Below are 15,301 nucleotides of genomic sequence, written 5' to 3' on the forward strand. Positions count from 1 at the left end.
CAGAAGAACACGACAACGCTCACACCCCACCCCCGCCGGAACAGACCAGACCCCACACCCCCCAAAAGGCAGCCGCCGCAACCAGATGAAACACCCTCTACAAAACCCGGGGCTTGACAAATACTCCCCGGAAGAAGGAACCCGATTACCAAGTCCAACTTCCGGGGAGCAGTCCATCTTCAGGCGCGGCCCCACCCCTCATTCTTCGACGGCTAAGACCTTCCCTGAAGCTGCCACATACTTGTGCTGGACCTGCACCGTTGCCCTGAACCCCGCACGCAAGACTCCCGGAGTCACGCCCGCGCTTTAGGCTCCCCCGCTTCGCCTTGGGCTTTCCCTCATTCCTCTACAGCACGGGCCTGCGTCCAGATCCACTCGGGGTTGGAGGCCACGAGATCGAAAAGAAACTCTTCACCGCCCGAAAGCTCCTGGCACTGTTCCGCTTCGCAGACTCGAGCGCTCTCCTCGCTAAGACGAACGCGCACCACCACGACGCCCTCGTCACAGGATGGATCGGCCAACACCTCAACCCGCGTTTTCAACGCTTCAAAACGCATTCCAGAACTCTTCATAGCCTCGATCCGAGCCCGGTCCTGCTCAAGCAAAGCTCCCCCGATAACCTCCTCAAGCCCCAAAGGATCACGAGACTCCAGGGCATGATCACGCAACTCGAGCGCCCGGCGCAGCGCTGAAGCGGCTTCCTCTCGACTTGGACACACCAGCCCCGATTCAGCGCTCAGGGCCGTGGAAGGGGAGGAAGAGGATAAGCCGATCATTCCCAGCCCTACGCCGAGCCCGACTCCGGCGGCGAGTACAAGAAGACCAAGAGGCGCCATCTTCCTTCGGCGGCGCACAGGGATCCGCATTGTCTCTTCGCGTGCGGCGGCGACGCGCAATCGAGATCCAGCGTCCTCATCCATGGTCAGCACCGGGGCTTGGGATGCTCTCTTCTTGCTCCGTATCCCCTCTTGAGTATCCTCCAAGCCTCCCTCCTTGCGCCTGTGAAGGCCGTCGGCCTCGAGCTCATGAACAGCCCCCTTCTTCGCCGCAGCCGCTGTGCTGCTCCGCTCCTGAGAAGGAGCACTAGTCTCGAGAGCCTTTTCGATCCTTTCCAGAGCCTCCCAATCGCTCTCGCAAGTCTTGTGTGAGGACACAGACCAGCCGACGCTTCCCTCCCCCTCATTGACGGGAACGGCGAGATCCACGATGACCGCCTTTTCCCCGTTGACAATAATGTTCGCCGGTGCGAGATCACCGTGAACAATCCCTGCGGCATGAAGAGCTCGAACACCGCAACGCAGATCCTCAATGATCTTCTCCCTAACGCCCCGAGGCCGGAGTTGATCCGTTCCGAGAAGCAGATCCAGAGGACGCCCGTCGACTCGCTCCTGGATCAACGCCCAGCGCCCGTCCTCGTGACGGACGAGATCGACGAGGCGCGCAACGCAAGGACTCGTGATCGTGGACCAGGCGCGCCAGCGTTCGAGCGTACTCTCACCGAAAGCGGAGGAATAGACGCTGATCAGCACGCTTTCACCCGAGGACGAGGTCGCCGCCCACAGTGGGCCAAGCGCACTCATATGAACGATTCCGCCGAGCTCGTACCCTTCAATCTTCATGTTTCAACTCTCAGCGCGATTCCGCTTCAAGGCAAGGGGCCGCGTATCCTGTGGATAAAGCCCCTCGGGCACGGGCGAACAGCGCCCCAGACAGCTAGGATCATCCCGCTATGAGTGAGAACAACACCCCGAAGAAGCGCCGCTGGTATCACAACCTCGCCGATGCCTACCGCATCACGAAGCGGACATACCCGTGGATCGCGTGGCTGCTCGTCGGCTCTGCGATCCTCACCCTGTGCCTCGCCCTCGTCATTGCGGCGCTGACGAATGGCAATTGGATTCTGTGGACGATTCTTGGCATCGCCCTGGGTGCGACCGTCGCGATGACGGTTCTTTCCCTTTTGGTTCGTCGCGCTATGTACGCGCAGATCGATGGAACGGTCGGCTCCGTTTACGCGGTACTCTCGCAGATCAAGTCCGGTTGGATCATTTCCGAAGAACCGGTCAATGTGACGCGTGAGCAGGATGTGATCTGGCGTCTGATCGGTAGGCCCGGCGTCGTCTTCATCTCCGAGGGCCCCTCGAACCGTGTTCAGCCTCTTCTTTCCGCTGAACGTAAGAAGGTCTCCCGCGTCATTAAGAACGTTCCCGTTCATGTCATCCAGGTCGGCCACGATGAAGGGCAGATTGAGCTCGCGAAGCTTGAGGGGCGCCTGAGGAAGCTGAAGAAGGTTCTGACGAAGGAAGAGGTTCCCGCGGTTTCGGCTCGTTTGAAGGCGCTCGGGTCTCGCGGCCTGCCGATTCCCAAGGGCGTGGATCCCACGAAGGTTCGTCCCAATCGTCGCGCCATGCGCGGCCGCTGATTCGAGGCTCCCTTCGATTCCCTGTTCTTCAAGAGCCCGGCTCGTTTCCCTCGAGCCGGGCTCTTCCGTATCTCTTTCACGTGCGCTCGTCTGTGTGGGGCAAGGGCGAATGATCGGCTGCATAGGTGTTGGTGTTGCCCAGGGGCAGGCCTGAGAGCTCGCGTGTACACGCAGGACTACAGCACTGTGAGTGCAAAGAGAGCACTGTGAGTGCAAGAAGGCTCACGGGAGCGAATCCGAGACAGATTGTGCATATTATGCATTCCAGTGCATACTTGGTTGTGTTGACGGACCCCATCACCGGAAGGCACACCATGCGCACTCTTCCTGCAGCCATCGCCCTCGCCGCTTCCGCGGCCCTCCTCCTCGGCGCCTGCTCAGACCCGACCCCCTCCACCTCGAACAGCGCCGACTCCACCTCTACAGCCACCACCGCTGCGATCACACCCTTCGACGTCACGACCATCCCTGTCTCAGAAGAAGTCGCTGCCCTCGTCCCCCAGGCGGTCAAAGATCGCGGTGTGCTGCGCAACGGTGCCTCCACGGACTACGCTCCCGGTGAATACCTCGCCGAAGACGGCCAGACCCCCGTCGGCTATGACGTCGACATCGTTAAAGCCCTTGCCCAGGCGATGGGCCTGAAGGAAGGCACCACTGAGACCGCGATCTTCGACACGATCCTGCCCGCCCTCGGCACCAAGTTCGACATCGGCGCCTCCTCCTTCACCATCACCGCCGAGCGCGAAGAGGCCGCCAACCTCATCTCCTACGTCCAGGTCGGCTCCGCCTACGCGGTTGCCAAGGGCAACCCGAAGGGCTTCAATCCGGATGACCCCTGCGGCACGACCATCGGCGTCCAGAACGGCACCTTCCAGCACGATTACGCCGAAAAGCTCTCCAAGGACTGCGTTGACGCGGGCAAAGAAAAGATCCAGGTTATGCCCCTCGACCTGCAGACCGACGTGTCCGTGAAGGTCATCGGCGGCCAGTACGACGCCACCCTCGCGGACTCGACCGTCATCGGCTTCACCATCTCCCTCGCCGAAGGCCAGCTCGAACAGGTCGGCGAAGTCCTCGAAGCGGCACCCCAGGGCATCGCAGTCGCCAAGAACGACACCGAACTCGCGCTCGCCGTCCAAGCTGCAATGCAGTACCTCATCGACGAGGGCTACCTCGAAAAGATTCTCGAACCCTACGGCTCGCAGGATGCTGCTCTCAAGACCGCCGAACTCAACCCGGCGGCGCTCTGACCGACTGAGGGCGTGGGCCGATACCCTTGCGGTATCGGCCCACTTCCAGTGAGGAACACATGGCACACATCAAAGACGGCGTCGAACTGATCGACGCAAAACCCGTCCCACGGCCCGGGCGCTGGGCGAGCGCCATCATCGTCGCCCTCTTCGCACTGCTCCTCGCTCACGCGCTTGTGACGAACCCGAACTTCCAGTGGGGAGTCGTATGGCAGTGGCTCTTCTCCAAGACCATCGTCTCAGGGGTCATGTACACCCTGCTTCTCACGGTCATCGCCATGGTGATGGGCACGGTCCTCGCGATCACCATGGCGATTATGCGCCAATCCGTGAACCCGGTCCTGCGCTGGGTCGCGACCGCGTACATCTGGTTCTTCCGCGGCACCCCGATCTACACGCAGCTCATCTTCTGGTCGCTCCTGCCGAGCCTGTACCCGCAGATGTCCCTGGGAATCCCCTTCGCTCCTCCCTTCGTCACCGTCGACACGGCCACCTACTTCACCTCCTTCTGGATGGCGTTCATCGGCTTGGGCCTCAACGAGGGTGCCTACCTCGCAGAGATCATCCGCGCGGGCCTCCTCTCCGTTGACAAGGGCCAGTGGGAGGCCGCCACTGCCCTCGGCATGCCCCGTTCAATGATCTTCCGGCGGATCATTCTGCCCCAGGCGATGCGCGTTATCGTCCCGCCCATCGGCAACGAAACGATCTCCATGCTCAAGACGACCTCTCTCGTCTCCGCGATCCCCTACACGCTTGAACTGACCTTTGTCGCTTCAACGAAGGGCCAGAACCTGTTCAAACCCGTGCCGCTCCTCATCACGGCGGCGCTCTGGTACCTCTTCATCACCACGATCCTCATGTGGGTCCAATCCCATATCGAACGCCACTTCGGCAGGGGTTTCGAGCGACGCGAGGACACGAACGCCGAAAAGACCGCCAACACTCAGTTTCTGGATGTGACACCGTGACCAATGAAACCCCTATGGTCTCCGTTCGTGGAGTCCACAAGTTCTTCGGCAATCTCCACGTCCTCAGGGGCATTGACTTGGACATCGCCCCCGGGGAGGTCTGCGTCATCCTCGGCCCTTCGGGTTCTGGCAAGTCGACCCTGCTGCGCTGCCTCAACCAGCTTGAGGAGATCAACGCCGGCAGGGTGAGCGTCGAGGGCGAGCTCCTCGGATACCGTGAGGGCGCTAAAGGCCAGCTCTACGAGCTCCCGGACAAGGTCATTGCCTCCCAGCGCTCGCGCATTGGCATGGTGTTCCAGCGTTTCAATCTTTTCCCGCACAAGACTGCCCTCGAGAACGTCATGGAAGCGCCCGTCCGCGTCGCGAAGGTCGAGAAGGCGACAGCGAAGGCGCGTGCACTCGAGTTGCTCGAGCGGGTGGGCCTGGCTGATCGCGCCGACCACTACCCTTCAGAACTCTCCGGCGGCCAGCAGCAGCGCGTCGCGATCGCGAGGGCGCTCGCCATGGATCCGGAGATCATGCTCTTCGACGAGCCGACTTCCGCCCTCGACCCCGAACTCGTCGGAGAGGTGTTGCAGGTGATGAAGGATCTGGCGGCTTCGGGTATGACGATGGCCGTCGTCACCCATGAGATCGGCTTCGCCCGCGAGGTCGCCGACACCGTCGTCTTCATGGACGAGGGGCAGATCGTCGAAATGGGCTCTCCCGCCCAGGTCATTGACAATCCTCAGGAGGAACGGACGCGCGAGTTCTTCTCGAAGGTCTTGTGACCCTGTCGCCATCGCCCCTCGGGACTACTCTTCGAGAACACGATCCGGGTCGAGGAGCGGCGCACTCACTTCGATGAGTTCCTTGCCGCCCTCACAGCGCAGCTGGATGAAATAGTTCTCGGAGAGCGCCGGGATCTGTGAGACGGATTTCCCCATCTCTTCAAGGACCTGCCGGTCGGCAAGGAGCTTGGAGTTTCGAACCTCCATCCTGCGGCCCCCGCTCTCGCTGTCTTCAGATCCCTTCGGGAACAACGAGGAAGCCCTTCGGATCATCAGGAATGACAACACCCGAGGCCGGGTAGGGATCGAGGGCGGGGTCTGGGACCGAGAGAGAGTGAAACGCCTCGAAAGTCTGATCGGAAACGTTCTCCACGGTGAAGTACCACGAGATCCTCTGCTCGCCGCCACAGATGATCCACATTCACCACTGGAACCCGCAATGAGATCGTCAAGTCGGGTAGGATGCGGGAATGGAGATCATTGCGTGGGTGGTCATTGTCCTCATCGGCATCGTCGGGCTGGGGATCTGGTGGCATTTCTCCTTGCGCAGGCGCATTGATGCCAGAATGCATGAAGCCCAGCCTGAGGAGAGGCAGGCTCTCATGGACATTCAGCGCGATATCGATCGGGGTAAGGCCGCCCGCCAGGGTTTCTTCTTTTGAGCTCCTACCAGCGAATTGACATCTTCACACCGATTGAGGGCCGCAAGTATTGTGAATAAGCCGCGGTGATCTGACAAGGCTCTAAACGCCCGCACTACATCAGCCATGCCACCTTAAGTCAGCGTGACCAGATCAAGGTAGGAATCGTCCCACAGGTCCTCATCCGCGTCGGGCAGGAGGAGCACCCGATCGGGATGCAGGGCCAGGACGGCACCCGGATCGTGGGTGACGAGGACGACCGCGCCCTCGTAGGAGCCGAGGGCGTTGAGGATCTCCTCGCGCGATGCCGGATCCAGGTTGTTCGTCGGCTCGTCGAGCAGGAGCACGTTCGCCCCCGACACGACGAGGGTCGCAAGCGCAAGCCGGGTCTTCTCCCCACCGGACAAAACCGACACCGGCTTATCGACGTCATCTCCTGAGAAGAGGAACTGGCCGAGGATATTGCGCAAATGCGTTTCGTCCAGCTCAGGGGCGGCGTGCGCCATATTGTCGCGCACACTCGCCGCATCGTCGAGGGTCTCATGCTCCTGGGCGTAATAGCCGAGCTTGAGGCCGTGCCCGGGGATGACCTCGCCCATATCCGGCTCTTCAATGCCGGACAAGAGGCGCAGCAGGGTCGTTTTGCCCGCACCGTTCAAACCGAGGACCACGACCTTCGCTCCGCGGTCGATCGCAAGATCCACACCTGTGAACACCTCGAGGGAACCATAGGACTTCGACAAGCCCTCGGCTGTCAGCGGCACCCGCCCCGAGGGCGATGGATCGGGGAAACGCAGGCGCGCAACTTTCTCCTGCACCGCTTCGGCACCGGCCTGGGCGAGAAGCTCTTCCGCCCTTCGCAGCATCTGCTGAGCGGCAACAGCTTTCGTCGCCTTCGCTCGCATCTTTTCCCCCTGGGCGCGCAGCTGTTCCGCCTTCTTCACGGCATTCGCCCGCTCCTTACGACGGCGCCTCTCGTCCTCCTCGCGCTGCTTGAGGTAGGCGGACCATCCGAGGTGGTAGATGTCGATTTCGGCCCGCAACGCGTCCAAGTAGAAGACCTGGTTGACGGTCTCCCCGAGGAGCTTGACGTCGTGAGAGATCATCATGACGCCGCCGGGGAAGGTTTTGATCCAGTCCCGCAGCCACAGGATCGAATCATGATCGAGGTGGTTCGTCGGCTCATCCAACAGCAGAACATCCGCACCGGAGAAGAGCACGCGCGCAAGTTCCACGCGGCGTCTTTGCCCGCCTGAAAGAGTGTCAAGAGTCTGTTCGAGCACCCGATCCTCGAGCCCCAAAGAGTGAGCGATCTGGGCGGCTTCGGCATTCGCCGCCCACCCGCCCTGGGCGGTGAACTCCTGGTCGAGACGCACGTAGCGTTCCATCGCCTTTTGCTGGCGGGCGCCCACGGTCGAAGCCATCTCGTGCTCCGCCTTACGGATGCGCGCGATGATCTGATCAATGCCGCGAACGGAGATGATCCTCTCCCGGGCGGTCATCGACTGGTTCCCCACATGCGTGTCCTGCGCGAGGTAGCCGAGCGCACCATTCGAGGTGATCGTCCCCTCATACTCTGCAGCCCCATGATCCGATTCACCGGCCAGGAGGCGCATTGTCGTCGTCTTCCCGGCCCCATTCCGACCTACGAGGCCGATGCGCATGCCCTTATCGATGCGGAAACTCGCATTGCGCACGAGTTCACGAGCGCCGATTCGCAAGGAGAAGTTCTGAACATTGATCACTCGACGATCCTAGTGGCTGTGGGCTGTTCTACCCTGTTCCAGTTCCTCGATTCCACGCAGGTGAAGGCACAATGGGAGGGACTTCACGACAGACAAGGCTCTTCATGATCGACTCCCCCGGCGCCAGCCCAGAGCGCGCACCCCGCATCTTCGACGTCATCGCCGTCATGTTCGTCGCTTTCCTCCTCATTTCGAACATTGCCGCAACGAAGGTGACGGCCCTGGATGCCGGGCCGATTCACCTCGTATTCGACGGGGGCGCGATCCTCTTCCCCCTCACCTACGTGCTCGGCGATGTGCTCTCCGAGGTCTACGGTTTTGCTCGGGCGAAGCGAGTTATCATCCTCGGATTCATCATGTCGGTTCTCGCCTCCCTGACCTTCCTCCTCGTGCAAGTCGCACCCATCGGCCCCGGATACGAGAATCAAGCGGCCTTCGAAGCGGTCCTCGGTTTCGTTCCCCGTATCGTTGCAGCCTCCGTTGTCGGCTATCTCGTCGGGCAACTCGTCAACTCCTTCGTACTCGTGAAGATTCGTCAGCGCTGGGGTGCCGAGCGTCTGTGGGCGCGCCTCATCGGTTCGACCCTGCTCGGTGAGGCCTTCGACACCGTCCTTTTCTGCACGATCGCCTTCGTGGGGATCATCCCTGGTCTCGACTTTTTCAACTACGTGCTCACCGGTTACGTCTACAAGGTCGGCGTGGAGGTCGTCCTCCTTCCGATCACCTACCGCGTGGTCGCCCTCGTGAGGAAACACGAAGGTCTGAAACCTGAGGAGGTTCTCGCCGCATGAACACCCACTGGCTCTCCACTGCCCCAACGCCACTTCCCACTGAGCCCCCTCGTGTTCCGACTCGCGATCGCGGCTTCGAGCTGGGCACTCGCCTCAATGCCGGGCCCGGACTTGGCCGCACCGGTGTCCTGCACACTGCGCACGGCGAGATCCACACCCCCGCTTTCATCCCGGTCGGTACGAAAGCCAATGTGAAAGCCCTCGTCCCAGAAATGGTGGCAGACTTGGGCGCCCAGGCGGTCCTCGCGAACGCCTACCACCTGTATTTACAACCCGGCTCCGATCTCGTAGACGAGGCCGGGGGGCTCGGCTCTTTCATGAACTGGCCGGGCCCCACCTACACGGACTCGGGGGGCTTCCAAGTCCTCTCCCTGGGCGCGGGCTTCAAGAAAGTCCTCTCCCAGGAGTTCTCCGGTTCGGCGAACACAGACGATCCGCGCCTCCATATGCAGGCCGTGAAAGCCTCCGAAGCGGTCGTCGACGAGGACGGGGTGGTGTTCCGCTCCCACATTGACGGCACCAGACACCGTTTCACCGCGGAAGTGTCCATGCGGATTCAGCACGAGCTCGGAAGTGACATCATGTTCTCTTTCGACGAGCTCACTTCCCTCCTGCACCCCCGCTCCTATCAGGAAGAATCCTTGGAGCGTACCCACGCTTGGGCGAGGCGCTGTCTGCGCGCCCACGCACGCCTCACCGAAGAACGAGTTGACAAGCCCTATCAGCAGCTATGGGGTGTCATCCAGGGGGCCCAGTACGAGGATCTTCGCCGAAAGGCCGCACGGACCATGGCGGAAATGGATGAAGGCGGGTGGCGTTTCGACGGTTTCGGTTTGGGCGGTGCTTTGGAGAAGGAGAACCTCGGGACGATCCTGACCTGGGTGAGTGAGGAACTCGGAGAGGATCGCCCCCGCCATCTCCTCGGCATTTCAGAACCGGAAGACTTCTTCAGTGGGGTCGAGGCCGGGGCTGACACTTTCGACTGTGTGAATCCTTCTCGCGTGGCCCGCAACGCTGCGATCTACTCTCCCGATGGCCGTTTCAATGTGACGAATGCGCGATTCAAACGCGATTTCTCGCCCCTCGTTGAAGGCTGCGGCTGCTACACCTGCACGCATTATTCGGCCGCCTACGTCCACCACCTGTTCAAGGCGAAGGAGATGCTCGCTTCCACTTTGGCGACGATCCACAACGAGTGGTTCACCGTCCGCCTAGTCGACGCGATCCGCGATTCCATTGACAATGGGGACTACGAGGCTTTCCGAGATGACATGCTCGGACGCTACACCTCGAAGGGATCGCCAGCGTGAAAGCCCACTCCAGCATCCAGACTCTTCAGGGAGGTTCATGGTGAATCAGATCGTGACCGAGGCTAGGCGCTTCTACGATCCGGGCTGCCCCTATGAGATCCCCGTCCCCGAGACCTCCCTGTTCTCCCTCCTCGAAGATGCGGCTTCCTTCTACCCGGATCGGATAGCGCTCGACTATTTCGCTAAGACGATGAGCTACCGAGATCTTTACGAGTTCTCCTTGCGCGCGGCGGGTGTCTTATGGGATGCGGGAGTGCGCAAAGGTGATGTCGTTGCCATTGCCCTGCCGAACTGTCCTCAAGCGCTCATCGTCTTCTACGCATGCATGAGGATCGGTGCTGTTACCGCCCAACACAATCCTCTTGCACCCGCCGAAGAGATCGCCGACCAACTCCGCCGCCATGGCGCGAAGATTGCGATCGTGTGGGAGAAGTGCGCTTCGAACTTTTCTCTGGACGATTCTGCTCTTGAGACTCTTTTCGTTGTGGATATCACCTACCACATGCCCGTGTCGAAACGCGTGGCGCTCAAGGCTCCCCTCGCGAAAGCACGCAGGCTTCGCGAACAGATGCGCTCACCGCGTCCCCACGATGCCCGTTCTTTTGATCTCGCCCTCGCCAGTGCTAGAAGAATCGACGAGGACGTCGAGGGGGCTGAAGGATCTGATCGTGCGGTCATCTTGCATACGGGAGGGACGAATGGTGTTCCAAAGTCTGTGCCTCTCACCCACCGCAATATCGGGGCGAATGTTAACCAGTGTCTCTTTTGGGTGTGGCGTCTTCACGAGGGCGCGGAGACTTTCTTCTCACTGCTGCCCTACTTCCATGCTTTCGGTCTGACCTTCTTTTGTTGCGCGGCCATTGGGAAAGCGGCGACGCAGATTATCTTGCCGAAATTCGATGTGGATCTCGCCCTCGAAGCCCATAGGCGACGCCCCGTCACCTTCTTCGTCGGTGTGCCCCCAATGTTTGAACGTCTGGAACGTCGAGCCGCTGAAAGTGGGGATTCTCTGCGTTCCATCCGCTACTCGGTCGCCGGCGCGATGCCGCTTTCAGTTGAATCTGCGAAGCGCTGGGAGGAGGCCACGGGCGGAATGATCGTCGAAGGATATGGGCTCACCGAAACCTCTCCGGTGCTCATGGGTGCGCCATTATCGCCTTTGCGTCGTCATGGGGTCCTTGGTTTGCCTTTTGCTTCAACCGAGGTGCGCCTCGTTGATTTGGATGATCCTTCACGTGATGTTGACGAGGGCGAGCCGGGTGAGATCCTTGTTCGCGGCCCGCAGGTCTTCGAGGGGTATCTTGACGCTCCTGAGGAAACGGCGCGCGTCTTCACCGAGGACGGCTGGTTCCGTACGGGCGATGTCGGTGTTCTTGACGATGGGTTCTTGCGGATGACCGATCGGAAGAAGGAGCTCATTCTTTCCGGTGGTTTCAACGTGTATCCGAGCCAGGTGGAGGCCGCGATCCGTGGACTGCCGGGAGTCAAGGATGTGGCGGTCGTCGGGTTGCCGAGCGGGGATGCGAAGGAGGAGGTCGCAGCGGCCCTCGTCCTCGAAGATGATGCGCCTGCGATTACTGTGGAGCAGGTGCGTCTGTGGGCGGAGCGAAGGGTCTCTCACTACGCTTTGCCGCGAGTCGTCTCCGTTCTCGTGGATTTGCCGAGGAATCCTCTGGGGAAGGTGATGCGCAGAAAGGTCCGTGAGCAATTGCTCGCTGCCCGCCAGAATCCTTCGTCTCAGGATGGGAAGAAGTCTCCGATGGCTTAGGGGCCCTTTGCGGTGAAGGCGCACTTACTTATTGCTGTGGTCGAGGTCTTTGACGTCATTGGGGCGCGGCGTCTTAGGGGCCCGGCGTTTTAGGGCTCCTCAGCCCGGGGCCCTCTCGTCATTCAAGCTGAAGTTGTGGAGCCTAAGGCAAAGGCGGGGTACTTGGGTCTCATGCGGAGATGGGGTACTTGGGTCTAGGCGGAGGCGGGGCGCGAGCATTCTTGCTGGCTGAGGGCACCTGAATGCCTCCCAAGGTCGATCCGCACAACCCCACACACAATCTCGACCCACCCCACCACAACCCGACGCAGCCGAAAACATAAACAGGGTGCCCAAACACCCCCGAACGCCGATTCCAACAACCCCACACACAATCTCGACCCACCCCACCGCCACCCGACACGGCCGAAAACATAATCAGGGTGCCCAAACACTCTCCACAATCCATCTGAACGACACATGCCCCGCGAATACCTCCGCGTTATGCGGTATCACCCCAGGATTCTTCTCAGCCCGACTGCTCCACGACAGCGCGACATTTCGGAGCAACAGAACGACAATCTGGAACGACAACGCGGTGTATGCGGACGACAGCGCCCCATTGCGGGCAGACAACGCGATGTGTGCGGACGACAGCGCGCCATTGTGGGCCGACAACGCGGCGCCCCGGCCACAAGACCGGGGCGCCTACAGTCAAGCTCGTGGAGCTCAGACGTTGAAACCAATGGCGCGCAACTGATCGCGCCCATCCTGAGTGATCCGATCCGGACCCCACGGTGGCATCCACACCCAAGAGATCACAACCTCAGGGCTCAGGGTCGACAAGATCACCTGCGCCTGACGTTCAATGACATCGGTCAGCGGGCAGGCCGCCGAAGTCAGAGTCATCTCGAGGACGATCGAGTCGTTTTGTGCAATATTGATCCCGTAAACGAGGCCCAAGTCGACAATATTGATGCCAAGCTCCGGGTCGATGACATCGCGGAGCGCTTCGAGGACGTCCTCCGCTTTGAGGCTTCCCTTCTCGATGACATCCGTTCCCTCAATCGAGCGGAGCACCGGTTCAGCAGACTCGGGAGCGGCGAAACGCTGCTCCACCGGTTCGGACTGGGCCATGGGGTTGTTCATGCTCTGTCTCCTGCGATATCGGTTCCAAGCTTCGCGAGTGCATCGCGCAGCGCATACCAGCCAAGAAGCGCGCACTTCACGCGGTTCGCGAACTGGGACGTCGATTCAAGAGCCGCCGCGTCTCCGAGCAGGTCAAGAACTTCCTCGGGCACGCCGCGATTGCGCGAATGCATCATCTGTTCCATCGCCCCATAAGCTTTCGCGACCTCGTCAATACTCGGTCGTTCATCGACGAGTTCGGCGAGCATCGACAGCGAGGCCTGCGAAATGGAGCATCCGTCTCCGTCCCACACGATCCGCTCAATGGCACCATCGGGTGCGAGCTGCACCCCCAGGGTGACTTCATCTCCACAGGTCGGGTTGACCTGGTGGCTCGATGCGTCAACGCCCTCGACCGTGCCGAGCCCGTGACGAGCTCTCGCATGATCGAGGATGACCTGTTGGTAAAGCTGTTCGAGACTCGGCATCAGTGTCCTTTGAAGAAGGAGCGGACGCGCCCGAGGGACGCGATGAAACGGTCGATCTCCTCCGGGGAGGTCATCGGTGAAACAGAAGCACGAGCCGATGAGCGTACACCGAAGAAGCTGTGAAGGGGGATGGCGCAATGGTGACCGACGCGAATCGCAACATCATCAGCGTCGAGCACCTGCCCCACGTCATGAGGATGCACACCCTTGACTGCGAAGGCGAGGACACCGATGCGCTCCAAAGCGCCGCTAGGCCCGAGGACCCGCACTCCCTCAAGATCGAGGATCTGTTCGAGGAGGCGGGCGGTGAGTTGTTCTTCCTGAGCGCGGATCCGGTCCATGCCGAGCTTCGAGAGGTATTCGAGGGCTGTGGTCCAGCCTGCGATCTGGGCGACCGGCTGTGAGCCCGCTTCGAACCTCTCAGGCGCCGGCATGTAGGTGGAGCCCTCCATTGTGACGTTTTCGATCATGGAGCCCCCGCTCAAGACAGGAGGCATCGCTTCAAGGAGCCCCCTCCTTCCCCATAGGGCGCCGACCCCGGTGGGGCCAAGCATCTTATGCGAGCTCATCACCGCGAAGTCGACGCCGAGGGCTCCAACATCAATGGGCATATGGGCGCTCGACTGGCAGGTGTCCAAAAGAACGAGGGCGCCGACACAGCGCGCTTTTTCGACGATCGGAGCGACCGGGGAGATCGCACCGGTCACATTCGAGACGTGCGTGAATGCGACGAGCTTCGTGTTCGCGCTGATCCTGTCGAGGGTCTCAAGGTCGATACGCCCATCAGGTAAAAGGTCGAGCCAGGCGAGCTCAGCGCCCGTGCGGGCGCACAATTCCTGCCAGGGCACGAGATTCGCGTGGTGTTCCGCCCGAGTCGTGACGATCCTGTCTCCCGGCCCGATCCTCAAAGGAGCAGCAGCCTTTCCTCCGCGCCCCAGGGAGGCGTGTCCGATTGAGAGAGCCACGAGGTTGATCGCCTCGGTCGCGTTCTTCGTCCACACGATCTCCTCGGGACGGCCCCCAATAAAAGAGGCGAGGGCGGCGCGCCCGTCCTCGAAAGCCGCAGTGGATTCGTCGCCGAGCAGGTGCGTACCCCGGTGGACCGCAGCGTTCGAGCGCCGGTAGAAGTCCGCTTCGGCGGAGATCACGCACTCGGGCTTCTGAGAGGTCGCTGAGGCATCAAGGTACGCGATCGGCTTCCCGCCCCGTCCCTTGCGGGACAGGATCGGGAAGTCCGCTCGAATGGCGTCAAGCTCTGCGGCGGTGAAGGCCGCGCCCGCGGAAGTGCTCACAGACCGAGGTACTCGTCGTAGCCGTTCTCTTCAAGCTGGTCGGCGAGCTCGGGGCCGCCTTCAGCGACGACGCGGCCCGCGACGAACACGTGAACGTGACTGGGCTTGATGTAGCGCAGGATGCGCGTGTAGTGGGTGATGAGCATGACGCCGCACCCGGTTTTGTCGTGGACGCGGTTCACGCCCTCGGACACGATGCGCAGCGCATCAACGTCGAGGCCGGAGTCGGTTTCGTCGAGAACCGCGAAGCTGGGCTGGAGGAGTTCAGCTTGGAGGATCTCGAGCCTCTTCTTCTCACCGCCGGAAAAACCCACGTTGACATCGCGCTCGGCGAAGTCGGGGTCCATGCGCAAAAGCTCCATGGATTCCTTGACGTCCTTCACCCAGGTGCGCAGCTTCGGAGCCTCACCGGTGATCGCGGTTTTCGCGGTGCGAAGGAAGTTGGATACGGACACGCCCGCGACCTCGACCGGGTACTGCATGGCGAGGAAGAGCCCAGCCTTCGCCCTCTCATCCACACTCATTTCGGTGATGAGCTGGTCGTCGAGCCAGGCTTCGCCCTGGGTGATCTCATAGTCGGGGTGACCGGCGAGAGCGTAGGCGAGGGTGGACTTGCCTGAGCCATTCGGACCCATGATCGCGTGGATCTCATTCGAGTTGATGACCAGGTTGACGCCCTTGAGGATCTCCTTGGGCCCCTCCGGGGTCTCAACGGAGACGTGAAGGTCCTTGATAGTCAGAGTCGACAT

General features: G+C 61.2%; 16 protein-coding genes. 8 read left to right on the forward strand and 8 right to left on the reverse strand.

Going from position 1 to position 15,301, the window contains the following annotated elements:
• Positions 1 to 338: 338 nt before the first annotated feature.
• A complete protein-coding gene (locus JFX23_RS08210; RefSeq protein ID WP_198776492.1) occupies positions 339 to 1,619 on the reverse strand; it encodes an RIO1 family regulatory kinase/ATPase domain-containing protein in 1,281 nt (426 codons plus the stop codon).
• Positions 1,620 to 1,729: 110 nt separating this feature from the next.
• Here JFX23_RS08210 and JFX23_RS08215 point away from each other — a divergent pair, with 110 nt between their 5' ends.
• The 4 genes from JFX23_RS08215 (at position 1,730) to JFX23_RS08230 (ending at position 5,410) form a co-directional block, all read left to right on the forward strand.
• Entirely contained in the window at positions 1,730 to 2,422 is a 693-nt protein-coding gene (locus tag JFX23_RS08215; protein WP_005963589.1) for a DUF4191 domain-containing protein, read from the forward strand.
• Positions 2,423 to 2,736: 314 nt separating this feature from the next.
• Positions 2,737 to 3,672 (forward strand): ABC transporter substrate-binding protein, encoded by a 936-nt coding sequence (locus tag JFX23_RS08220; protein WP_198776493.1) that lies wholly within the window; start codon positions 2,737 to 2,739, stop codon positions 3,670 to 3,672.
• Between the two features lie 59 nt (positions 3,673 to 3,731).
• Positions 3,732 to 4,640, forward strand: coding sequence for an amino acid ABC transporter permease (locus JFX23_RS08225; RefSeq protein WP_198776494.1), 909 nt, complete (start codon positions 3,732 to 3,734; stop codon positions 4,638 to 4,640).
• A gap of 14 nt (positions 4,641 to 4,654) precedes the next feature.
• On the forward strand, positions 4,655 to 5,410 hold the full coding sequence (locus tag JFX23_RS08230; RefSeq protein ID WP_005963584.1) for an amino acid ABC transporter ATP-binding protein: 756 nt from the start codon (positions 4,655 to 4,657) through the stop codon (positions 5,408 to 5,410).
• Positions 5,411 to 5,434: 24 nt separating this feature from the next.
• On the opposite strand, the gene JFX23_RS08235 is transcribed toward JFX23_RS08230, so the two are convergent.
• Together JFX23_RS08235 and JFX23_RS08240 are read right to left on the reverse strand one after the other, a co-directional pair.
• Positions 5,435 to 5,617 carry a hypothetical protein gene (locus JFX23_RS08235; RefSeq protein WP_005963582.1) on the reverse strand — a complete coding sequence of 61 codons (183 nt, stop codon included), beginning with the start codon at positions 5,615 to 5,617 and terminating at the stop codon, positions 5,435 to 5,437.
• A 25-nt stretch (positions 5,618 to 5,642) separates the two neighbouring features.
• Complete coding sequence (locus JFX23_RS08240; RefSeq protein ID WP_005963579.1) at positions 5,643 to 5,831, reverse strand: hypothetical protein; 189 nt, start codon at positions 5,829 to 5,831, stop codon at positions 5,643 to 5,645.
• 49 nt (positions 5,832 to 5,880) lie between these two features.
• Here JFX23_RS08240 and JFX23_RS08245 point away from each other — a divergent pair, with 49 nt between their 5' ends.
• Positions 5,881 to 6,072, forward strand: a complete 192-nt coding sequence (locus JFX23_RS08245) for a hypothetical protein (RefSeq protein ID WP_005963578.1) — start codon at positions 5,881 to 5,883, stop codon at positions 6,070 to 6,072.
• A 113-nt stretch (positions 6,073 to 6,185) separates the two neighbouring features.
• Here the strand turns inward: JFX23_RS08245 and JFX23_RS08250 are convergent, their stop codons facing one another.
• Positions 6,186 to 7,796 (reverse strand): ABC-F family ATP-binding cassette domain-containing protein, encoded by a 1,611-nt coding sequence (locus JFX23_RS08250; protein WP_198776495.1) that lies wholly within the window; start codon positions 7,794 to 7,796, stop codon positions 6,186 to 6,188.
• Positions 7,797 to 7,900: 104 nt separating this feature from the next.
• Between JFX23_RS08250 and JFX23_RS08255 the strand changes: the two genes are divergently transcribed.
• From JFX23_RS08255 to JFX23_RS08265, 3 genes are read left to right on the forward strand one after another with little or no spacing between them, the layout of a single operon-like run.
• Complete coding sequence (locus JFX23_RS08255; RefSeq protein ID WP_198776496.1) at positions 7,901 to 8,587, forward strand: queuosine precursor transporter; 687 nt, start codon at positions 7,901 to 7,903, stop codon at positions 8,585 to 8,587.
• Positions 8,584 to 9,897: a tRNA guanosine(34) transglycosylase Tgt gene (tgt, locus tag JFX23_RS08260; RefSeq protein ID WP_198776497.1), complete on the forward strand. Its 1,314-nt coding sequence runs from the start codon at positions 8,584 to 8,586 to the stop codon at positions 9,895 to 9,897. The genes JFX23_RS08255 and tgt overlap by 4 nt, the downstream gene beginning before the upstream one ends.
• Before the next feature lie 37 nt (positions 9,898 to 9,934).
• Complete coding sequence (locus JFX23_RS08265; RefSeq protein WP_198776498.1) at positions 9,935 to 11,665, forward strand: AMP-binding protein; 1,731 nt, start codon at positions 9,935 to 9,937, stop codon at positions 11,663 to 11,665.
• A gap of 708 nt (positions 11,666 to 12,373) precedes the next feature.
• On the opposite strand, the gene JFX23_RS08270 is transcribed toward JFX23_RS08265, so the two are convergent.
• The 4 genes from JFX23_RS08270 to sufC are packed head-to-tail and all read right to left on the reverse strand — an operon-like array spanning position 12,374 to position 15,301.
• A complete protein-coding gene (locus JFX23_RS08270) occupies positions 12,374 to 12,793 on the reverse strand; it encodes a metal-sulfur cluster assembly factor (protein WP_198776499.1) in 420 nt (139 codons plus the stop codon).
• Entirely contained in the window at positions 12,790 to 13,260 is a 471-nt protein-coding gene (gene sufU / locus JFX23_RS08275) for a Fe-S cluster assembly sulfur transfer protein SufU (RefSeq protein ID WP_005963569.1), read from the reverse strand. Before sufU ends, JFX23_RS08270 begins: the two co-directional genes overlap by 4 nt.
• Positions 13,260 to 14,552, reverse strand: a complete 1,293-nt coding sequence (locus JFX23_RS08280) for a SufS family cysteine desulfurase (RefSeq protein ID WP_198776500.1) — start codon at positions 14,550 to 14,552, stop codon at positions 13,260 to 13,262. Before JFX23_RS08280 ends, sufU begins: the two co-directional genes overlap by 1 nt.
• Positions 14,549 to 15,301, reverse strand: coding sequence for a Fe-S cluster assembly ATPase SufC (gene sufC, locus JFX23_RS08285; RefSeq protein WP_005963567.1), 753 nt, complete (start codon positions 15,299 to 15,301; stop codon positions 14,549 to 14,551). Before sufC ends, JFX23_RS08280 begins: the two co-directional genes overlap by 4 nt.

It is taken from the genome of Schaalia cardiffensis, from assembly GCF_016405145.1.
GTDB classification, from domain to species: domain Bacteria; phylum Actinomycetota; class Actinomycetes; order Actinomycetales; family Actinomycetaceae; genus Pauljensenia; species Pauljensenia cardiffensis.